We start from the raw sequence: 22,378 nt of genomic DNA, 5'->3' as shown, positions 1-22,378 counted from the left end.
AGTACGTATTTTTTAACACTTGTGAAGGTATTAATACCTAACCATTCGTGAAATAATACGATACACCTAATAGATGATAGATGGGATATTGAAATTCCCGGGGGGTTTAATTAATGACAGTTTTTCATTTCACAGGCATTAAAGGTTCTGGCATGAGTTCGCTTGCACAAATCTTATTTGATGCTGGTGAACAAGTACAAGGCTCAGATGTCGATAAATATTTCTTCACGGAGCAACCGTTACGTGAACGTAATATTCCAATTTTTACATTTAATGCAGATAATATTAAAGAAGGTATGACAGTGATCGCAGGTAATGCATTTTCTGATGATCATCCTGAATTAGTACGTGCTCGAGAAATCGGTGTAGAAGTCATTCGTTACCATAAATTTTTAGGTGAATATATTGGCAACTATACATCCATTGCCATCACAGGTGCACATGGTAAAACATCTACGACTGGTTTAATGGCACATGTGGTAGGTGGCTATAAACCAACATCTTATTTAATTGGTGATGGTACTGGTGCAGGTCATGAAAATGCTGATTTCTTTGTGATGGAGGCGTGTGAATACCGCCGTCACTTTTTAGCATATAATCCTGATTATGCTGTGATGACGAACATCGATTTTGATCATCCAGACTACTTTGCTAATATAGAGGACGTATATTCTGCATTTCAATCATTAGCATTACAAGTGAAAAAAGCAATTATAGCATGTGGTGATGATGAACAGCTTCAGCGTATTCAAGCAAAAGTACCAGTTGTGTATTATGGATTTGGTGCTGAAAATGATTTTGAAGCACGTAATGTTGAAAAAACAACTGAGGGTACAACATTTGATGTTTTTGTACGTAATGAATTTTATAGTACTTTCTTTATCCCATTATTTGGAGATCATGCTGTTTTAAATACATTGGCGGTTATTACGCTATGTGAATATGAAGGCATTTCTCCAGATATTATTCAGGAGCGTTTACACACATATAAAGGTGTAAAAAGACGTTTTACTGAGACCGATATAGGGGATAATGTTTTAATAGATGACTATGCACACCATCCAACGGAAATTCGCGCGACGATTCAATCAGCACGCCAAAAATTCCCTGACCGTGAGCTAGTTGCGATTTTCCAACCACATACATTTACACGTACACAAGCTTTTTTACAAGATTTTGCGGATAGTTTGAGCCTTGCAGATACAGCCTATTTATGTGATATATTTGGCTCTGCGAGAGAAACGCAAGGCGCGCTTTCTATCCATGATTTAGCGTCACTTATTGAAGGCAGTGCAGTGATTACCACTGAAGGAATTGATATATTAACAAAACATAATGGCGCTGTATTCTTATTTATGGGCGCTGGTGATGTTCACAAGTTCCAAGATGCTTTTGAAAACGTGCTTAAAAACAATGAAACAGCTTAGTCCGTAGGGGTTAAGCTGTTTTTTCTCAAATTTAAGCAGGAATTCCGTTTTTTTTGTCGAAGATAGGGAAAGTAATAGTAAAGACAATTTACTAGCAGGAGGTCAACTTATGGAAGTGATTTTGTATATTGCAGCCATTATTGCTGCAATCGGTTTTTTAATTTTATGTGTGAGCGTGGGCATGACATTATTCTCGCTTAAGTCCATCCTAAACAGCTTAGCTGGAACATTATCTGGGATTGAAGGCCAAATGGAAGGCATTACACGCGAAACAACGTCCTTATTATCAAAAACAAATAGCTTAGCAGAGGATATTCAACATAAATCTGAACAATTAAATTCAGTGGTTCAAGCTGTTAAAGGTATTGGTGACTCCGTTAATGGTTTAAATAATTCTGTTCAGCAGATTACTACTTCTGTTTCTAAAAGCGTAGAACAAAACGAAGAAAAAATTGCACAAGTTGTACAATGGAGTAATGTTGCGATGGGTATTGCGGATAAATGGAAAAAACGCAAAATCATCGAGCAGGAATCGGTATCACCAGATGCCTATGCATTTGAAACTGTGCAAGTAGAAGAAACACCAAAAAGAAAATGGGGTCGTAAAAAATGATAATTATTCAGTGAGTATTCCATGCTGGCTGAATAAAAATAAAGTCTTAGACATATAAGTTGAAGATGCATCTGTGAAAGTAGATGGACAACCAGTCTAGACAAATTTGATAATTAGATGGGGAGGAATTGTTGCATGACAACTCAAAAGCCAAATTTTAACGAAGTGAAGGAACAGCAGCTTGAAAGTTCTTTGCCTCAGCTTTATCATCCGCAAGACTCTATTTATGAAGAGGAGCGTGTAAACATGAAGGATTTTGTGATTGGCGCATTAGTTGGTGGAATCGTAGGGGCCGCGGCAGGTCTACTGTTAGCTCCAAAATCAGGAAAAGATTTACGCAGTGATGTGGCAGTACAAGCTGTTCAGCTAAAAGATAAGAGCGCAGACTTCTCGACAACTGCAAAAGATAAAACAGTTCAACTTTCTAAACAAATTCAAGAGCAATCTACACAATTAGTAGAGAAAGTAAAAACACTAAAAACGGCAAAAGCACCAACTGTTTTTGATGATGGTACGGTTTCCTTTGAAGGGGAAGAACCATTAGAGGATTACATGCCAAGTGAGGAACCAAAAGCTGAAGAAAAGACAGAAAAAGCAGATCAAAAAGAAGAAACAAATGAAGAAGTACGTGCATAATGCATAATATAAAGGGATACGTTACAAGATAAAGTTGTAACGTATCCCTTTTTTAAATGATAGGTGTAGCTTCTAATATTATTTCTAATTGATCTCCACCAAATATTTCTGTATCAAAGCTCGCTGGCTGACCATTTCTTAAAATCGTAAAATTCCCCTTAAAGGCACTCGGTAGCTGCCAATTAGAGAAGCGGAAAACATCTTGATAGATCCAACGACTGCGATCCTTTTCTTTAAATACTAAAGTCGCTCCATTGTGTACAGTGGACTGTGGTGACACAACCATTTTATTAACAATCGCTTCATTTGCAGTCTTCTTTAATTCTAAAACTTCCTGTTGGAAATGAATGATGATTTTATCCTCTAGCAAAAGATTCATGTGGTCCGCGATATGTTGTACGGTTGGTAGAGATGGTTGGTGGAAGCTTATCACGTCCCCATTTTTTACAGCATAGCTCAATTTGGCTACCTTTCCATTAATCATTAGCTGTGGAGAAAATTCTGGTAAATATAAAGGTTGTCCATCAACTTGAATCGTATAGGATTCAAATTGCTTTAATAAATGCCAATTATTAGTGATTTTAAATACATCCTCAATTGTTTCGGCTATATCAAAAACGACGGTATCACGATCATTTAAAACTGTATCGAGTGATGCAGAAGAGCTATTGACTGTAATTTTTGGCTCAATCACATATTTGGTGTTTTGGATTGTCACTGTCTTTATTGCTGCATCATCGATAAGATCTCTTACTGTAGCCGTCGCCTGCTGCCCATCTTGGCCTTCTATTAACTGAATGGCATCTCCAGTTTTAATCAGGCTTTTTGTTGATGCCTGTTGTCCATTTACCAATATTTCAGCAGGCTGGCCATGCCCACCTGGTATAAAAATGTCCTGTCCGTTAACACTGATCGATAGCCCATGCCCTGGTTTTCCATATAATTGCTTTGCGCGAATATTTGCAGCTAGAAAGGCATCAGCCACAGTCATTTCTTTTAGTTCAAAAAGGCGAACCACTTGATTATTGACTGTTAAACTCATATATTGAATCGGCATCTTTTTAGCAGCAATGGCAATACCAATAGGCGTGACTAATTCAGGTGAGGCTTTAATGTGTTCTTCTTTTGTTAAGTTTTGAATAGCATCAATACCTCGAACAGCAATACGATTAGCTGGTAAATCTAGAACTTGACCTAGTTCTGTAGTTAGGTTGGGTGTTAAGCTACCTCCACCAACCAGCATAACGGCTTTGGGTGCTACTCGGTTATTGAGTCGTAAAATTTCTTCTCCGATAGACTTCGCCAACTGTTTTACTGCAGGTTCAATTGCTAAAAAAACTTCTTCCTTAGGATAGAACTGATCAAAGCCTAGAATATCTTGAATCAATATCTCTTCAGAGGTTTGTAGTTGACGTTTAGCCTCTTCGGCTACAGGGAAGTCTAGCAAATAGTAGTCGCTTAAAGCTTCTGTTATTTCATCGCCAGCTGTTGGTACCATGCCGTAAGCCACAACTGTACTTTTATCCGTAATGGCAATATCCGATGTTCCTGCTCCTATATCAACAAGTGCCACATTTAAGCGACGCATCGTTGGAGGAATCAACACATTAATGGCAGCGATCGGTTCTAACGTCAATGCTTCCATCTCTAAATCAGCTCGTTTAAGAGCGGCAATCAGTGATTCCACCACTACCCGAGGCAGAAACGTTGCAATCACTTCGATTTGGGCTTCATCTCCTTGTTGATCCAACAGGCTTCCAATTTCCTCGCCATCCAAGCGATAATACAGGACTGAATAGCCTACACAATAATAATGGCTAATTTTTGCATCCTCTTTCTGTTGCAAAAGTTGCTGCTGTGCTTGTTGAACAGCCTGAAGTTCCAAGCGACTAATATCTTCTTCAGTAAAAATAGGTCGATTACGTATATTGATGGTCACACTCGCTTGTTCAGTTTTCAAAGATCGACCTGCTGCAGCAACACTTACCTTTGTGAGCGGCCCGTGTTTCTCTTCAAGTTCACGTTTTATTTCATTAATTAAATCTGCCACATACATGACATTATGTATTTGTCCATCTACCATGGCACGTTCTTTATGCTCTTTTACTAAAATATCTTCCACATGAAAATGGTCATTTTCTTCTTGGAGAATAATCCCGACCACTGAGCGTGTGCCAATATCAAGTGCGAATAATTTAGAACTCAATGTAATCGCTTCCTTTCGCGTCATACTTGAAAATAATTTAGCGAGTTGAAGCGCTAAATTAAAAATGCGTGACATTCTGAACAACATTGATTATAATAATGCTATTATCTAAAAATGTAACATACATTTCAGAGTTCTGAAAGTGTCTGTCATGAGGAGAGGAGCAAGAAAGCATGAGCCAAAAAGATTTAGAAAGCTTACGTAGTCAAATAGACGGTTTAAACTTAGAAATTCTTCGTCTAATTAATGAACGTGCAGCTGTAGTTGATGAAATCGGTAAAATTAAAGAAAAACAAGGTGTGAATCGCTATGATCCACTGCGTGAAAGACACATGCTTGATCTTATTAAAGAACACAATCAAGGTCCATTAAACCAAATGACGGTTGATTATATATTTAAGCAAATCTTTAAAACAGCTTTAAAACAACTTGAAGCTGATAAAAAGAAAGAGTTGCTAGTATCTCGTAAAAAGAAATCAGAAGATACAATTATTAATATCAATGGTGAATTAATTGGACAAGGAAAGCCATCTTTCGTATTCGGTCCTTGTGCGGTTGAATCGTATGAGCAAGTAGCAGCAGTTGCCGCTTCTATTAAAGCAAAAGGTGAGAAGCTAATTCGTGGTGGTGCTTATAAGCCTCGTACTTCTCCTTATGACTTCCAAGGTCTTGGATTAGAAGGTCTGAAAATCTTAAAACGTGTGTCAGAGGAATATGGTTTAGCTGTTATTACAGAAATCGTGACACCAGGTCATTTAGAGGAAGCATTGGATTATATTGATGTCATCCAAATCGGTGCACGTAATATGCAAAACTTTGAATTATTAAAAGCAGCAGGTGCAACAAATAAACCTGTTCTATTAAAACGAGGTTTAGCTGCAACAATTGATGAGTTCATTCATGCAGCAGAGTACATTATGTCTAAAGGAAATGAAAACATTATCCTTTGTGAACGTGGTATCCGTACTTATGAAAAAGCAACTCGTAATACATTAGATATTTCAGCCGTACCAGTTTTAAAACAAGAAACGCATTTGCCAGTATTCGTAGATGTTACACATTCAACAGGACGTCGTGATTTATTATTACCATGTGCCAAAGCAGCTATTGCAATCGGTGCTGATGGCGTCATGGCAGAAGTGCATCCAGATCCATCTGTTGCATTGTCTGACTCACAACAACAAATGGACATCCCAACATTTGACGCATTCTATGAAACACTACAAAAATTCATGAAAAATCATGAAATTCATGCTTAATTGTTAACAGCGAACACCGCTTGCTTACTTCGGCAGGCGGTGTTTGTTATATCGTGACAAAATAATGTCTAGAATAGGACTATTAGTACTTGGTTTTTACGTAGTTCTTCTTGAAAATAATATGAAAATTATCGTATGATAAGGCTATAATAGGAAAAAAGGGAGGCACGTACGATGACTGTTACAATTTATGATGTTGCAAGAGAAGCAAATGTTTCTATGGCAACGGTCTCTCGTGTAGTCAATGGTAATCAAAACGTAAAACCAGCAACACGAAAAAAAGTACTAGAAGTAATTGAACGATTAGAATACCGACCAAACGCAGTAGCGCGAGGTTTAGCAAGTAAGAAAACAACAACAGTTGGCGTGATTATCCCAGATATTGCAAACAATGTTTATGCGGAGCTGGCTCGTGGTGTAGAGGATATTGCCACAATGTATCGTTATAATATTATTTTAGCCAACTCAGATCAACATGAAGATAAAGAGTTACAGCTACTGGATACCATGCTTGGAAAACAGGTTGATGGTATTGTGATGATGAGTGATGAGGTTACAGAAAAAATGCAGCAAACGATGGATCATTCGCCAGTACCAATTGTGCTTGCAGGCTCTGTGGATGAATCTCAAACAATTGCAACTGTGAATATCGATTATTTCCAGGCGGCTTATGAAGCTATTTCATTACTTATTCAAAATGGCCATACACGGATTGGTTTCGTAACTGGCCCACTTTCGTATACAATTAACGGAAAATTCAAGCTAGCAGCCTATAAGAAAGCATTGCAGGATGCTGGTTTACCAATAGACGAGGCATTAATTGCCGCAGAAGAGTCCAGCTATGATATGGGCTTAGAGGCTTGGGAGATTTTATCTGCTCTTGAACAGCCACCAACTGCTTATTTTGCAGGAAGTGATGAATTGGCCATCGGTTTAATTCATGGCGCTCAAGATGCGGGCAAAAATGTTCCAGAGGATATTGAAGTTATCAGCTTTGAGAACTCTAAGTTAGCACGAATGGTTCGCCCACAGCTAACAAGTGTCGCGCTACCGCTTTACGATATTGGGGCTGTTGCAATGCGCCTGCTGACAAAATTAATGAGTAAGGAACCTGTCGAGGATGAGGCGGTCATTTTACCACACCGTATTGAACATCGACAATCTGTCAAAAGTAAATAATGATACCTAACACGTAAATCGCTTATGAAGGATTTGCGTGTTTTTATTTGCTGGATGGAACGTCAAAAATAGAGGATAGTGTTTCAAAAGTGAGGGATAGAACAAAAGAATAGATGGATATACGACCAAAAGCAGTGGAAAGCTCTTCCATCCAATAAAAAAGCCCCACGAATATCGTGAGGCCAAGAAATTAATCCCGTCTTTCATTCCGAATAATATGTAGCGATTTGGCTAACATTTGAGCATTCTTTTCTTCTATTTCTGCTTTACGAGGAATCGGCTCATATAAAGGAATCGGGTCCTCCCAAGTTGGAATAAAAGGAACAGGAGCTTCTGGTTGCCAGCGATCAAGCCATGCTTGAGGGAGTGGCCCCATTGGTAACGCTTGGTCTGTCATTTCCAACCATAACATGGACCAAGCACGAGGCACCACTCGCCAAATATCGTAGCCACCACCTCCAACTGCAATCCATCGACCTTCACAATATTCATGTGCTAATTGATGAGCAAGCTTAGGAATTTCACGATAAATATTCATTGTTCCATGTAAATGTGTTAATGGATCAAAATAATGGGCATCTGCCCCATTTTGCGTTAATACAACATCTGGCTTGAAAAATTCAAAAATCTCTCGCATTGACTGTTCATAGATCTCTAGGAAACTTTCATCCTCAGTAAATGCATCCATTGGAAAATTAAAGGAGGTTCCATAGCCTTGACCATTGCCACGCTCGGTAATATTTCCGGTTCCAGGGAATAGATAACGACCAGTTTCATGGATGGACAGTGTACAAACAGTAGGATCCTCATAAAAGCTCCATTGGACACCATCCCCATGATGAGCATCTGTATCTACATAAAGTACACGAGCGTTGTACTTTTCCTGCAAGTAACGAATAGCCACTGTGCTATCATTGTAAATACAAAAACCTGATGCACGACCACGGAAACCATGATGGAGACCTCCACCAAGGTTAAGGGCATGTTCGGCTTTTCCTTCCATTACATAATCAACAGCCGTTAAAGTTCCACCAACTAGCTGTGCACTTGCTTCATGCATATTTTCAAAAATGGGAGTATCTTCAGTGCCAATTCCATAGCTTTGACATTGAGCTTCTGATAATTCACCATGCCCTGCTTTTTTTACGATATCTATATATTTTGAATCATGTGCAAGCAATAGCTCTTCTTCCGTTGCAACACGTGCCGGTACAATATCTACATCATCGAGAGCATTAATATTTTTTAGTAGATCCATAGTTAGCGTCAAGCGTTTATGATTGAAAGGATGTGTATCTGAAAATTTATATCCGAGTTGTTCTGGCGAGTATACGAATACGGCCTTTTTCATTATAGCGAAACACCCGGTAAATTTGGCCATAGGACATCAAAGCCCTCTTTGCGTAGATCTTCAATCATTGCTAAAGGATTTAGTGTTTTTACTCGGACGCTTAAAATTTTGTTTTGTGTATTTTCAGAGTCAGGATAAACTAAGACGCTTTGAACATTGGCATGATGTTGATGAAATATTTTTGTGATTTCAAATAAAACTCCCGGTGTATCGGATACCCGAATCTCGATTTTTGACCCAGGCTCTGTAGCACCAGTCAGCTCTATATATGTATAGAGTAAATCGGTTGTCGTAACAATGCCTACCAATTTTCCTCCAGAGACGATAGGTAAACAGCCTATTTTCGATTCGTAAAACGTAAGTGCTACCTCTTCAACAAAATCTAGTGGATGACCTATCAGGGGGTCTTTCACCATGATATCCTCTACTTTTGCATTAAAAATAGGAGAGTTTGGTTCATCCTGCAAAGATGAGGGCAAGACCTCTTTAATATCTCGTTCAGTAATTACACCTAAAACGTGGCGTTCTTCATCTACAACTGGTAAATGACGCACTTTCTTTTCACGCATTAACTTTAGTGCCTCCTGCACTGTATTGGTAGGAGCTAATGTATAAGGCTCATCATTCATAATTTCTTCTACAATCATATATGCATCCCCTTTGTATTAGTTTTAATACATGAAACGATTTCTAAAACGAAGTCTATCAAATCTTTCCATTGTCTCAGGAGGCACCCGTTTTCCTTCGCGTGCCATCAGGCAATTGGCTGGATGTGATGTAATTTCAGGATCATCTGTTGCAAAATATTCGAAACCAGCGGAGCTCATCATTTTCTCCATCATTTTGCGGTAATCCCAAACATTTAAACCTGTGCCTTTTAAATCCCAATGCCAATAATACTCGGTAGTAATCACAAGATAATCTTCCATTTCATCCCCCATAAATGAAACGGCTAGTAGTGCCTTACCAGCACCGGTACCACGGTAGTCTGGAATGACTTCAATGGCACCTAATTCAATCATGTCATCGATACGATCTTCTGCCCATCGTTCAAGTGGATCAGGGTAGAGATAGGTAACATAGCCTACAATAATATCTTCGTTTCGAATAATAATAATTCGGCCTTCGGGTAGTCCTGCAATTTCTATAATGGCCTGCTGTTGCTGTTTTGGAGGTCTGAAGGCAACCAAGCCTTCATGGAATGAATATGTAGCTAATTTTTCTGGAGGCACAGGTCCTTCCACATACACAGTACCATGCTTTGTTTCCTTTGTGACAGAAAAAAAAGTTTTTTTATGTTCCATAATTACACCACCTGAGTTTAATAATTCCATTATAGCTGATTTCTTGCGTAAAAACGCTTATTTTTGCAAAATATACCTGTATTTTTGGAAAAATAAAAATATTGAGACAATCTATCCAAATTCGTGTAAAATAAGATTATATTGCTTCTGTTATTTAACAGCTAAAAGTAGTGCTATAAGGGATTCGAACATTAATACTACGGCTAACTGTTATATAACAAATGCTACATATCAATTTTGCTTTTGAAGAATTCTCTGAATTTCAACAGGGGGGATTGTTGAAATTTAGTCAAAAACAAAAGCAAAGAAAGGGGTATTTTCATGGGGATGAAAATGAAAGAGAAGTTAATGGCTTTACCTGGTCAACATCATTTAACAAATTATGAAGAAGTGGCAAAATCTCATAATTGGGCAGATACGGAAAAGGCATTTAGTTGGAGCGAAACAGGTTTAGTGAATATGGCATATGAGGCTATTGATCGCCATACAGAAACACATCGCAAAAATAAGGTGGCACTGTATTTTAATGATGGTAAACGGAAAGAGGCATATTCATTTAATGAAATGAAAAGGTTAACAAACAAAGCAGCGAACGTTTTTAAAACCACTACTAATCTGCAGAAAGGTGATCGTTTATTTATTTTTATGCCTCGTTCACCTGAGCTTTACTTTTCATTATTAGGTGCATTGAAAATGGGGGTTATTGTTGGACCATTGTTTGAAGCTTTTATGGAAGGCGCGGTGTATGATCGACTTGCAGATAGTGAGGCGAAAGTATTAGTCACGACACCGGCATTACTGGAACGTGTACCTTTAGCAAAATTGCCTAAACTGGAGCATATCTTTTTAGTAGGGGAGGATGTTGAGGAAACAGCTCAAATCCTTGACTTTAGTAAACATTTAAAAGAAGCTTCAGCTCATTTTGAAATAGAGTGGGTAGACAGAGAAGATGGGATGATTCTTCACTATACCTCTGGTTCAACAGGTGCTCCAAAGGGCGTATTGCATGTCCATAATGCAATGATTCAGCAATATCAATCGACACAATGGGTACTTGATTTACGTGAAGATGATATTTATTGGTGTACTGCCGATCCTGGATGGGTTACAGGAACAGCCTATGGCATCTTTGGTCCGTGGTTAAACGGTGTAACAATGTTAATCGTCGGAGGAAGATTTTCACCACAAGCATGGTATCAGGCTATTGAAGATTATAGTGTGACAGTTTGGTATAGTGCACCAACAGCGTTCCGTATGCTGATGGGGGCAGGGAGTGGCTTGCTTGAAAGCTATGATCTAACATCTTTACGCCATGTGCTATCTGTTGGTGAGCCTTTGAATCCAGAAGTTATTCGCTGGGGAGTAGAGGAATTAGGGCATCGTATACATGATACATGGTGGATGACAGAGACAGGAGCCCATATGATTTGTAATTATCCATCAATGGATATTATGCCAGGTTCAATGGGGAAACCTCTTCCTGGTATTCATGCGACGATTGTAGATGATGCAGGTAATGAGGTGCCACCTTTTACAATGGGGAATCTAGCTATTCGTCGTGGCTGGCCTGCCATGATGCGCCAAATTTGGGGCAATCCAGAGCGCTATGAATCTTATTTCCTCAAAGGAGAATGGTATGTATCTGGAGATTCAGCCTATATGGATGATGAAGGTTACTTCTGGTTCCAAGGGCGTGTGGATGATGTCATCATGACGGCGGGAGAACGCGTAGGACCATTCGAAGTGGAAAGTAAACTACTTGAGCACCCAGATGTCATTGAAGCAGGTGTTATTGGGAAACCAGATCCAGTGCGTGGGGAAATCATTAAAGCGTTTGTATCCTTACGTGAGGGGGTTGAACCCTCTGATGCATTAATTGAAGATATACGTGATTTTGTGAAAAAAGGTTTATCTGCACATGCAGCACCACGTGAAATTGAATTTAAAGATAAATTGCCAAAAACACGTAGTGGTAAAATTATGCGTCGCGTATTGAAAGCTTGGGAATTAAATTTACCAACTGGTGATTTATCAACCATGGAAGATTAAGTAACTATCTAAGACAACAATTGATATTTATACAACATGTGCATAAAAAGAAGGCAGGGATTCATTCGATGAACGAAAGGATTCTTGCCTTCTTTTTTCTGAAATTACAATGATATAGAAGTGGTGTAAGGTCGAATAATATCTATTTAAAAAAATAGTTAATTTAATAAAAATTCAGTTGACTTAATAAATATGCAGACGTATACTATTTTTAACTTATTTCAGAGGTGAGTGCAGTGAAAGTAGGTATTGTTGGAGCAACTGGATATGGTGGACTAGAGCTTATTCGTTTTTTACATAATCATCCAGCTGTAGAGCAGATTGATTTATTTACTTCTTCAGAAGAGGGTGTTCAATTTTCTTCCAAATTTGGTCATCTTGTTAAGATAGCTGATACACCGTTACAAAAGATAGCGTATGACACTTTAGCAAAATTTGATGTTGTTTTTACAAGTACACCATCTGGGGTGACAAGTGAGCTATTACCGCCTTTGGTTGGGAAAGGACCAAAGTTAATCGATTTATCTGGTGATTTTCGCTTAAAAGATCTCGCAAGCTATGAAACCTGGTATGGCAAAAAGGCTGCACCGTTCCATAGTGTTCAACAAAGTGTGTATGGTTTAACAGAATGGAATACAGAGCTTATACGTCAAGCAACACTCGTTGCCAACCCGGGTTGCTACCCAACCGCAGTTTTATTATCCTTACTGCCACTTGTAAAAGAGCGTTTAATTGATCCTAGTTTTCTAGTTATTGATGCAAAGAGTGGCATTTCAGGAGCTGGCAATAAGCCCTCACAAACTACCCATTTTAGTGAGACAAATGAGAATTTCTCGATCTATAAAGTAAATACACATCAACATATTCCCGAAATTGAACAGGCACTTTCCATGTTTGCTCAAGCAGATACAGCAATTACTTTTAATACGCATCTGGTTCCAATGACCAGGGGAATTTTGGCGACATCCTATGCACCGGTAATGCAGGGAATTACAGAGGCGCAATTGATCTCTTGCTTACAGGCAACCTATGAAAATCATCCATTTGTTCGAATCGTTACGGATGCATCTAGTTTAGGGACAAATCGTGTCAAGGGATCAAATTATTGTGACATTCTAGTAAAAGTAGATTCTCGTACAAATCGTGTCACAATTGTTAGCGTAATTGATAATCTTGTCAAAGGAGCAGCAGGGCAAGCTATCCAAAATATGAATGTGCAATTTGACTTACCACAAACGACAGGGCTAGATGTCGTACCGTTCTTTATTTAACAGCATGCAGGAAACTGTATGCTTCTCTTATTTATTAATCTAAGGAGGAATTTCGGATGACAGTTAACACTTCAACGAATGTAATGAAAAAACTATCAAGTAAAAATATTGTTTCACCAAAAGGCTTTAAGGCAGCAGGATTACACTGTGGTTTAAAGCATAAGAAAAAGGATTTAGCTATTTTAGTAAGTGAAGTCCCAGCAAGTGTTGCAGGTGTTTTTACAACAAATGCTGTGCAAGCAGCGCCATTAAAAGTCACGAAGGAAGTTGTTTATGCAACTAAGAAAATGCAAGCGATGATCGTCAATTCAGGCAATGCGAATGCTTGTACAGGTAAACAAGGTGTAAAAGACGCCCAAACAATGCAAGCGCTAGCTGCTGAAAAATTAGGGATTGCGCCAGATTTGGTGGGTGTTTGCTCGACAGGTGTTATTGGAGAAATGATGAAATTAGAGCCAGTAGCAAACGGTATTCTACAGTTAGAGCCAAAGGACAATTTAGAAAGTGCTATTGACTTTGCACAGGCTATTTTGACAACAGATACCGTCATGAAAAACACAAGCTATAGTACAACTGTGGATGGCAAGGAAGTTATTATTGCAGGTGTAGCAAAAGGCTCAGGTATGATTGAACCTAATATGGCAACAATGCTAGGCTTTATTACAACAGATGCCAACATTGAATCTGATGTATTGCAGGCAGCTTTATCGACGATTACTAATTTAACATTTAACGCTATTACAGTTGATGGGGATACATCTACTAATGACACAGTGGTAGTGTTGGCTAATGGCTTGGCAGGGAATGATTCTTTAACACCAGAGCATCCAGATTGGCAAAATTTCTATTACACTTTACAAACAGTAGCGGAAGATTTAGCAAAAATGATTGCCAAAGATGGTGAAGGGGCAACGAAGCTTATCGAAGTGGAGGTTGTTGGTGCAATTTCAGACGAGGAGGCACGTAAAATTGCAAAAACAGTCGTTGGTTCACCACTTGTAAAGACTGCTGTTTTCGGCTGTGATGCTAACTGGGGGCGTATTATTGCAGCAGTAGGGTATAGTGGCGCAACAGTGGATCCAGATAAAATTACCATCCAAATCGGTGGTGCTACTATGGTAGAAAACGGTGAGCCAATTCCTTTTTCTGAGGATGAGTTAATTCAAATTTTAAAAATGCATGAGGTAAAAATCTATGTGTCTCTTGGCGTGGGTGATGGTAAGGGGCATGCTTGGGGATGTGACTTAACATATGACTATGTCCAAATCAATGCATCATACCGCTCGTAAACGTATGGTCATAAAGCTTGGGGGCAGTACACTGGAAGGTTTAAATGAGGCTTTCTTTGATAATTTTAAAAGATTACAAGAGAGTGGAGTAGAGCTGATTATTACCCACGGGGGTGGGCCAGCCATAAATCGAGAACTAGCTGCTCAAGGCATACAATCGCATACATTAAATGGAATACGTGTCACGAATGAGGCTGCTATTAAGGTTGTCCAGTCGACCCTAATAGGCCAAGTGAACACTGCATTAGTTCATGAGTTAACAACAGCCGGTATAGCAGCCATCGGATTAAATGGCTTTGATGGTCAGCTAATGGTCGTAGACTTTTTAGATCAAGAGACTTATGGCTATGTTGGAGCTATTAAAAATATCAATACTTCCTTATTGGAAGCTTTAATGGGTGTAGGGATTGTACCTGTTATTGCCTGCGTAGGTGCGACCGAAGCAGGTCAGGCTCTTAATATTAATGGCGATACGGTAGCAAGTGAAGTTGCTTTAGCGGTCGGAGCAGATAGCCTATTACTTGTTACGGATGTGAGTGGAATCCGTATTCAGGATGAATATCAAGCAATAGCTACACCTACTCTTATAGATCAATGGACAGAGCAGGGTCATATTTACGGTGGAATGATTCCGAAAGTACAAGGAGCGATCGACTGTTTAAGAGCAGGGATTCCTTCCGTACAAATCGTGGGCGCAACATTAATTGGTACAACGATTGTAGCTTCAAGTGAACTTCATTCTTTCTAGTGTTCTAATAGGATAGCTTGAGAAGTATAGTTGTTGAAAGAAACTATTTTAAATGATAGTGGAGATGATAACATGAGTGTTTTATTCGAGAACTACGGCAAGCGTCGTGCACAAATTGTCAAAGGTCAAGGGACAATTGTTGAGGATTCAACAGGGAAGCAATACTTGGATTTTACTAGTGGCATTGCTGTGGTGAGTCTTGGTCACGCCCATCCAGCTATTGTACAGGCACTTCAAGAGCAAAGTGAACAGCTATGGCATATTTCAAACCTTTTTGATATACCAGGTCAGGAAAAGGTGGCGGAAAAATTAATTGCTAATACACACTTTTCACATGCCTTCTTCTGTAATAGCGGGGCTGAGGCTAATGAAGCGGCCATTAAATTAGCTCGTAAGCATACAGGCAAACATCATATTATTACATTTGAAAAATCATTCCATGGTCGTACCTTTGGAGCTATGTCTGCAACAGGTCAAGGCAAAGTACATAATGGCTTTGGTCCACTCGTAGAAAAATTTTCGATTTTGCCATTTAATGATGCTGTTGCACTTGAAGCAACCGTTGATGATTCTGTGGCAGCTATAATGCTAGAGATGATTCAGGGAGAGGGGGGCGTCAATTGTGTATCAGCAGAATTTGCAGCAGCTATTGCAAAAGTCTGTAAGGAGCGAGGTATACTACTAATTGTTGATGAAGTGCAAACCGGTATTGGACGAACAGGAACACGTTATGCATTTGAACAAACTGTTCTAATGCCACATATCATAACATTGGCAAAAGGCTTAGGTGGCGGTTTCCCTGTTGGTGCAATGCTAGGAACTGCTGAGCTTCATGCTACATTTAGTCCGGGAACACACGGTACAACTTTTGGTGGAAACCCTCTTGCGATGAATGTTGCACAAGCCGTTTTGAGTCATGTATTTGAGCCAGATTTTTTACAGCAGGTACGAGAAATATCTGCCTATTTTGTGGCGCAACTAAAGGCTCATTTACCTTCTAGCTATACTGTTCAAGGAAAGGGTCTCTTGCTAGGGATTGGTTGTGGGGACACGGAAGTAGCGCCTTATATCGCGGCAGCAGAACAAAGTGGCCTTTTATTAGTGGGGGCAGGGCCAACTGTTATTCGTCTCTTGCCTCCATTAACGGTCACAAAGGAAGAGATTGATAAAGCAGTAGCTATTTTAAAGAATATATTACCGTGATACACTTCAGTTTAGCAATGAAAGTGAAGCATCAGTGGCAAAAAGATTGAGACATAATGGATAAACAAAGAATCTGCTAGAAGCTAGCAGATTCTTTGCATTATCAATGCTATTGTAGCTGTTTTACTAATATTGACACTAATTTTGGTAGCCAATCCTCCAGCTGACTAAACGTAAATCCTGCCTTCTCTGCCTTTGCATTGGACATATACCAATCAGCAGGCACCCCATAAGGAGACTGGGACTCCTCGTCACCACCAATGAGGGAAATTTTTGCGCGCTGACCACTTGCTTCTTCGATTAGAGCAATGAGGTCTTTGAGAGATATGGCCCCAGATGCCGTAGCATTGTAGGGTCCCTCAATAGGGGTAACACCCGAAAAGTATAAAAATTCAGCTGCTTCCTCATCTGTAATATAGCTCATCTTTGCATCAATGTTTGGTAAAGTAATCGGCTGATTCTGCAAAATACGTTCAACGTGGAAATGTAAACGACGTGTATAGTCATCTTCGCCCATCACAATTGGGAAACGTACAGCTACGACTGGGAATGAAGCTTCTTTAAATAAGACAGCCTCCGCTTGTCGTTTTCCTTCCCCATAAGAAAATTCCTCTTGATGTCCCATGCGTATTTGATATTGGTATGGATCAAAGTCTTCTTCCTTTTTCACCTTACCATCTACCTCATATGTTGAAAGAGTAGAAGTAAAGACCAGCTTTTTCGTTTTCTCTTTTAATATCTCGCAAATTGCTATTGCCTCATTGGGCGAATAGCAAATATTATCATAGACAATGTCCCATGTTGTATTGGCTAGTGCCTGTGCTAACGCATCCCGATCATTACGATTTACTACTAACTGCTTAACATTTGTACCAAATGGATTGCCACTTTGACCTCGTGTTAAAATCGTTACATTATGTCCATTTTGAATACAAAGATCCACTAGCTTTTTTCCAAAAAAACGTGTGCCTCCTAAAATCAATATGTTCATATATTTCCACCCCTTCAAAATAGTAGTCCTCTTTATAATGACAAAAAAACAGACTTACTACAATTTATAAGTAATATGCAGTAAGTCTGTTAAATTGATTATCTAATACAAATGCTTTTCCCTAGGAGGATAATAGACTATCGCCTTGACGTTTCAGATGGAGTAGTAGTATTACCATTGTCTGCTCCGTTTGAGCCATCTCCTGGGTTACCAGTCCCATCACCATTGCTTCCAGACCCATTACCATTATTGGAGCTATTGCCGTTATTACCAGATCCATCACCATTATTAGAACCGTTACCGTTATTACCAGATCCGTTTCCATTAGAAGAGCCATTGCCATTACTACCCGAACCGTTGCCATTGCCATTCGTAGGTGGCGTTGTTGGTGGTATTGGTTCTTGGTCGTTTTCCTCTGGGTCAGGTTCCTTTTCACTACCGCCAGTAGACACAACATTCGATTGTGGTGATGTTAAGCCTGTAATATCTACAGCGACCACTACATAAGCTTGTCCACTAGCAACCGTAATGCTTTGTGTTGACTCTAGTACGGATTTTACAAGCGTATTACCACCATTCGTAACGTTGTAGATACGATAACCAACAACATCATTCGATGACTCTGACCATGATAATGTAGAGCCATTTACTGAAGCCGAGACTGCTGCTGGAGGGCTACCATCTGCTGGGAAATCAACAGCTGATACAGATGAATTCGACAATGTTGAATTCTTTGGTAACAGACTAGCAGGGTTACCGCCAAGTCTTCCTAACATTCGTTTAATAAACTCTTGATTAATGCCTGCACCACCTGCTTTTACAAATTCTGCTGGTGTATTTGGCAACGCATTATAAGTTTTTCCTTTAATCGTCACAACACTTGAAGAGGCTAAGCTATCATCAGGTTGAGATGGTAAAAATACCTTCGCATTAAATAAATCTGAGCGTACAAGACCTGCGCTAGCACATGCTGCAGAAGGAGCCATGCCAGAAATGCCACAGAATGACGCAGTTACAACATTTTTAGGCGCCTTAAAGCTTGTTGGTGGATCGATTAGCTGAGGGTCCGCATCGTAAACCGCATTCATTAAAGTACCCCATAGCTTATTCACACGAACGCTTGGCTGTAAATAGGTGTTGTTAAATGCATAAAGTGAACGAGGTTGATCGTAACCCATCCAAACACCAAGAGATACATTTGGGTTATAACCAACTAACCAAACATCTTTATATTCTTGAGAAGTCCCTGTTTTTGCAGCGAAATCAGAAGAGAATTTTAATGTATTTCGTGCCATTGTCCCTGTCCCTTTAGTGAGAACATCACGTAACATATCTGTCACGATATAAGAGGTTTCTGGACTAAATACTTGAACAGGCTCTACTTCATGTTGGTAAACAATATTTCCTTCTTGGTCTTCAATTCGATCAATCATATAAGCGTCAATGAATTGGCCACCATTTGCAAAGGTAGCGAAGGCATTTGTATTTTCTTCAACAGTAGTTCCTTCCCTTAAAGCACCGATCCCAGTTGCAAGGTTAGTAAAATCGTCTGGATGTAATTTTGAGAAGCCCATTTTTACTAATAAATCTGCAGGGCGTCTACTAATAATATCGTTATATAAACGTAGCGCTGAGATGTTTTGAGAATCTGCTAAAGCTTCACGTGCTGGGATAAGACCTCTCTCATCACTCGTAATATAGTTACTTGGACTCCAAGAACCGATAGAGAATTTCACGTCAACTAATGGGCTACCCGCACCGATTACACCATACTCAATGGCAGGACCATAAACAAGTAAAGGTTTCATTGTAGAACCGTTAGAACGATAAGCTTGTGTTGCATGGTTTACTTGAGTTGTTTTAAAGTCTCGACCACCAACAAAGCTTAAAATGCGACCTGTCGTATTTTCTATTAAAATACTACCTACTTGTACTGGCATCTCAATATCAATCTCTTCACCAGTAACAGGGTCCTTCCCTTTACCAGTATACGTATGACCATAATACTTGAAGTCCTTTGCTGCTTTTTGCATCGCATCATACATATCTTTATTAATGGTTGAGTAAATACGATAGCCTTTTGAACGAACATCACGATCTGCTAAAATCGTATACTTATCTTTTAATTTTTTTTCTGACTTTAAGCGCTCTGGGTCAATCCCATCATCTTTTGCTAGTTTTTCTGCAATAATGTCTTTTGCGCGAGCTTCAAGCTCATAAGTCAGCCAAGGATAACGATCCTCCGCGCGCATTTCTGGTCCGCGGAAATCTGCAGCAATATCATAGTTTAACGCTTCATTATACTGTGCATCGTCAATATAGCCAGCTTCTTTCATACGATAAAGTACTGTTTTCATACGATCAATACCAGGTTTCAAAGCTTCTTCACTTTTCAGTTCACCAGTATTTGTAAATGGTGTATAAGCGAATGGCGCCTGTGGAATACCAGCTATGTACGCAGCTTGAGGAAGAGACAATTCTTTTGCTTTTACGCCAAAAATCCCTTCAGCAGCTGTTTCAACACCTGCAATATTTCGTCCTGAAGAGTTACGACCATAGGGAATAATATTTAAATAAGCCTCTAATATTTCTTCCTTCGTCATAAAGTGCTCTAAACGCATCGCCAGTAAAATTTCCTTAGCTTTACGTTCATAGGATACTTCATTTGTTAGTACTTGGTTTTTAATAAGCTGTTGGGTAAGTGTAGATCCACCTGTCTGCGTAGCAGAATTTGTAACATCTTGTAATAACCCACGAATAACCGCTTTTGGTACAATTCCATTATGCTCTCGGAAATATTCGTCTTCTGTTGCCAGAACAGCATTCACGACCTCTGGTGCCACATTGCTAAGCGAAGTTTCACGTCGGTCTAAATCTGTCCGTAATTTCCCAATATAAATATCGTTGGCAAAATAAATCTCACTGGTTTCCTCATAGCTAAAAATTTGATCACGCAGCTCTTGTTTTGAGCGTAACGGTTCTTCTTTTACAAGAGAAGCAAAATAACCAGCTCCAACTGAACCGACAAATACAGTGCCAACCAATGCAAAGACTAAAAATAGTAAAAATAAGTTCCAGGTAACACTACCTGAAATACGTAATTTCTTCATCCATTTTTGTTCAAGTAATTCATCGATCTTTGCATTGATTTTTTCAATCCAATCTTTCAATGTATCGACCTCCTAAAATCTTGTCTATTATAGCACATATTGTTTTAGCACGAACATAGTTATTGACATTGAAAAAGAATCGTATAGAATTATGTTTATAGTTTTCTGGTGATGAAAAGTTTGCAGTAGTGTCTATATTCCCTGTTTAGAGAGCCAGTGGTTGGTGAAAACTGGTCATAATGTAGAGACGAATTACGTGCTTGGAGCTTAGACGTGCGCGCCTGCGATAAAGGCGGTTGAATGAAGTGGAAGGTGGATGACATCTTCAAGCTGGGTGGTACCGCGTTAGTTTGTAACTTAACGTCCCTGCATGCAATTGTTTGCGTGTAGGGACTTTTTTTATTTAAATCTGTCCATGCACGTAACGAATTTTAACCATTTTAGGAGGAATGAACATGACAAACGAATTATTACAAGATTTAGAATGGCGTGGTTTGCTCTACCAACAAACAGATGCAGAAGGCATGGCAAAACTATTAGATGAGCAATCAGTATCTTTATACTGTGGAGTAGATCCAACAGCTGACTCCATGCATATTGGCCATATTGTGCCATTGTTAACACTTCGTCGCTTCCAAAAAGCAGGTCACCGTCCGATTTTACTTGTCGGTGGTGCGACAGGAATGATCGGTGATCCATCTGGTCGTTCAGAAGAGCGCCAATTACAAACAGTCGAGCAAATTGATAAAAACGTCCAAGGAATTCGTAGTCAATTAGAACGTATTTTCGAATTTGCGGAAGATGGCAATGGAGCTCAGCTGGTGAACAATCGTGACTGGATTGGAAATATAAACACAATTGAATTTTTACGTGATTACGGGAAATTAATTAACGTAAACTACATGTTAGCGAAAGATACGATTGCTTCTCGTCTTGACACAGGAATCTCGTTTACAGAGTTTGCCTATACGTTAATTCAAGGTATTGATTACAATCATTTATATAATCACTACAATTGCCGTATTCAAGTAGGTGGCTCTGACCAATGGGGGAATATTACAACTGGTTTAGAGGTTATTCGTAAAACACATGAGGAAGAAACAAAAGCCTTTGGTATTACGATTCCTTTAGTAACAAAAGCAGATGGTACAAAATTTGGTAAAACAGCGGGTGGTGCTGTATGGTTAGATGCGAAGAAAACATCTCCTTATGAGTTCTACCAATTCTGGATTAATGCTGCGGATGCAGATGTCATAAAATACTTAAAAATCTTTACGTTCCTTTCTCGTGAAGAAATTGAAGCTTTAGCCGTTTCTGTAGAGGAGGAGCCACATTTACGTAAGGCACAAAAGGCGCTAGCTGAAGAAATGACTCGTTTAATACATGGTCAAGAAGCATTAGAGCAAGCTATCCGTATTACGGCAGCTTTATTCTCAGGAGATTTAAAAGCACTGTCGGCTGAAGAAATGAAGGATGCTTTTAAAGATGTTCCTTCTATTGAAATGGCGAAAGAGGACAAAAATATTGTTGATCTTCTTGTGGAAGCAGGCATTTCATCTTCAAAACGTCAAGCACGTGAGGATGTATCAAATGGTGCAATTAGTGTAAACGGTGAAAAGGTAACAGATTTAGAATATGTAGTCGATGCGAAGGATCGTTTAGAGGATGCATTCAGCATTGTCCGTCGAGGTAAGAAAAAATATCATATGGTGAAATTTGTATAATTTCGATGAGCAAAACCA

At 39.3% G+C, this 22,378-nt stretch carries 17 protein-coding genes and 1 other annotated feature; of the genes, 11 read left to right on the top strand and 6 right to left on the bottom strand.

The genetic code is table 11. The annotated features are described in order from the left end of the window. Nucleotides 1-113: 113 nt before the first annotated feature. The 3 genes from murC (at nt 114) to MKZ14_RS16360 (ending at nt 2,676) form a co-directional block, all read left to right on the top strand. Nucleotides 114-1,427: a UDP-N-acetylmuramate--L-alanine ligase gene (murC, locus tag MKZ14_RS16370; RefSeq protein WP_312123731.1), complete on the top strand. Its 1,314-nt coding sequence runs from the start codon at nt 114-116 to the stop codon at nt 1,425-1,427. A 109-nt stretch (nt 1,428-1,536) separates the two neighbouring features. Then, nucleotides 1,537-2,040, top strand: a complete 504-nt coding sequence (locus MKZ14_RS16365; RefSeq protein WP_016995594.1) for a DUF948 domain-containing protein — start codon at nt 1,537-1,539, stop codon at nt 2,038-2,040. A gap of 135 nt (nt 2,041-2,175) precedes the next feature. Next, on the top strand, nt 2,176-2,676 hold the full coding sequence (locus MKZ14_RS16360) for a YtxH domain-containing protein (protein WP_016995595.1): 501 nt from the start codon (nt 2,176-2,178) through the stop codon (nt 2,674-2,676). A 52-nt stretch (nt 2,677-2,728) separates the two neighbouring features. Here MKZ14_RS16360 and pilM read toward each other — a convergent pair whose 3' ends face one another. Continuing rightward, on the bottom strand, nt 2,729-4,882 hold the full coding sequence (gene pilM, locus MKZ14_RS16355) for a pilus assembly protein PilM (RefSeq protein WP_016995596.1): 2,154 nt from the start codon (nt 4,880-4,882) through the stop codon (nt 2,729-2,731). A gap of 173 nt (nt 4,883-5,055) precedes the next feature. On the opposite strand from pilM, the gene MKZ14_RS16350 reads away from it, so the two are divergent. Both MKZ14_RS16350 and ccpA read left to right on the top strand, forming a co-directional pair. Next, entirely contained in the window at nt 5,056-6,141 is a 1,086-nt protein-coding gene (locus MKZ14_RS16350) for a bifunctional 3-deoxy-7-phosphoheptulonate synthase/chorismate mutase (RefSeq protein WP_036078406.1), read from the top strand. 174 nt (nt 6,142-6,315) lie between these two features. Beyond that, complete coding sequence (ccpA, locus tag MKZ14_RS16345; protein WP_008176748.1) at nt 6,316-7,320, top strand: catabolite control protein A; 1,005 nt, start codon at nt 6,316-6,318, stop codon at nt 7,318-7,320. Nucleotides 7,321-7,510: 190 nt separating this feature from the next. Here ccpA and MKZ14_RS16340 read toward each other — a convergent pair whose 3' ends face one another. Genes MKZ14_RS16340 through MKZ14_RS16330 form a run of 3 tightly spaced genes read right to left on the bottom strand, consistent with a single transcriptional unit; the run spans nt 7,511 to nt 9,975 of the window. Further along, nucleotides 7,511-8,671, bottom strand: coding sequence for an acetoin utilization protein AcuC (locus MKZ14_RS16340; protein WP_036078403.1), 1,161 nt, complete (start codon nt 8,669-8,671; stop codon nt 7,511-7,513). Next, a complete protein-coding gene (locus MKZ14_RS16335; RefSeq protein WP_016994384.1) occupies nt 8,671-9,318 on the bottom strand; it encodes an acetoin utilization AcuB family protein in 648 nt (215 codons plus the stop codon). Before MKZ14_RS16335 ends, MKZ14_RS16340 begins: the two co-directional genes overlap by 1 nt. A gap of 24 nt (nt 9,319-9,342) precedes the next feature. After that, a complete protein-coding gene (locus tag MKZ14_RS16330; protein ID WP_036078398.1) occupies nt 9,343-9,975 on the bottom strand; it encodes a GNAT family N-acetyltransferase in 633 nt (210 codons plus the stop codon). 327 nt (nt 9,976-10,302) lie between these two features. On the opposite strand from MKZ14_RS16330, the gene acsA reads away from it, so the two are divergent. The 5 genes from acsA (at nt 10,303) to MKZ14_RS16305 (ending at nt 16,535) form a co-directional block, all read left to right on the top strand. After that, nucleotides 10,303-12,024 (top strand): acetate--CoA ligase, encoded by a 1,722-nt coding sequence (gene acsA / locus MKZ14_RS16325; protein ID WP_333005460.1) that lies wholly within the window; start codon nt 10,303-10,305, stop codon nt 12,022-12,024. 236 nt (nt 12,025-12,260) lie between these two features. Continuing rightward, a complete protein-coding gene (gene argC, locus MKZ14_RS16320) occupies nt 12,261-13,295 on the top strand; it encodes an N-acetyl-gamma-glutamyl-phosphate reductase (RefSeq protein WP_333005449.1) in 1,035 nt (344 codons plus the stop codon). A gap of 56 nt (nt 13,296-13,351) precedes the next feature. Further along, nucleotides 13,352-14,584 (top strand): bifunctional glutamate N-acetyltransferase/amino-acid acetyltransferase ArgJ, encoded by a 1,233-nt coding sequence (argJ, locus tag MKZ14_RS16315; RefSeq protein ID WP_333005451.1) that lies wholly within the window; start codon nt 13,352-13,354, stop codon nt 14,582-14,584. After that, complete coding sequence (gene argB, locus MKZ14_RS16310; RefSeq protein ID WP_036078391.1) at nt 14,547-15,332, top strand: acetylglutamate kinase; 786 nt, start codon at nt 14,547-14,549, stop codon at nt 15,330-15,332. The genes argJ and argB overlap by 38 nt, the downstream gene beginning before the upstream one ends. Nucleotides 15,333-15,404: 72 nt before the next feature. Next, nucleotides 15,405-16,535 (top strand): acetylornithine transaminase, encoded by a 1,131-nt coding sequence (locus MKZ14_RS16305; protein WP_333005453.1) that lies wholly within the window; start codon nt 15,405-15,407, stop codon nt 16,533-16,535. Between the two features lie 109 nt (nt 16,536-16,644). Here MKZ14_RS16305 and MKZ14_RS16300 read toward each other — a convergent pair whose 3' ends face one another. Then, nucleotides 16,645-17,526 (bottom strand): NAD-dependent epimerase/dehydratase family protein, encoded by an 882-nt coding sequence (locus MKZ14_RS16300; protein ID WP_036078389.1) that lies wholly within the window; start codon nt 17,524-17,526, stop codon nt 16,645-16,647. 137 nt (nt 17,527-17,663) lie between these two features. Further along, nucleotides 17,664-20,696, bottom strand: coding sequence for a transglycosylase domain-containing protein (locus MKZ14_RS16295; protein WP_333005455.1), 3,033 nt, complete (start codon nt 20,694-20,696; stop codon nt 17,664-17,666). 102 nt (nt 20,697-20,798) lie between these two features. After that, nucleotides 20,799-21,007, top strand: a binding site (T-box leader). A gap of 84 nt (nt 21,008-21,091) precedes the next feature. Here MKZ14_RS16295 and tyrS point away from each other — a divergent pair. Further along, a complete protein-coding gene (tyrS, locus tag MKZ14_RS16290) occupies nt 21,092-22,360 on the top strand; it encodes a tyrosine--tRNA ligase (protein WP_016991583.1) in 1,269 nt (422 codons plus the stop codon). The last annotated feature ends 18 nt before the right edge of the window (nt 22,361-22,378 follow it).

Origin of the sequence: Lysinibacillus sp. FSL P2-0066 (assembly GCF_037969495.1) — a bacterium.
GTDB lineage: Bacteria > Bacillota > Bacilli > Bacillales_A > Planococcaceae > Lysinibacillus > Lysinibacillus boronitolerans.
The sequence above is the reverse complement of the archived record's forward strand: the minus strand, read 5'-3'. Positions and strand labels throughout refer to the sequence as shown.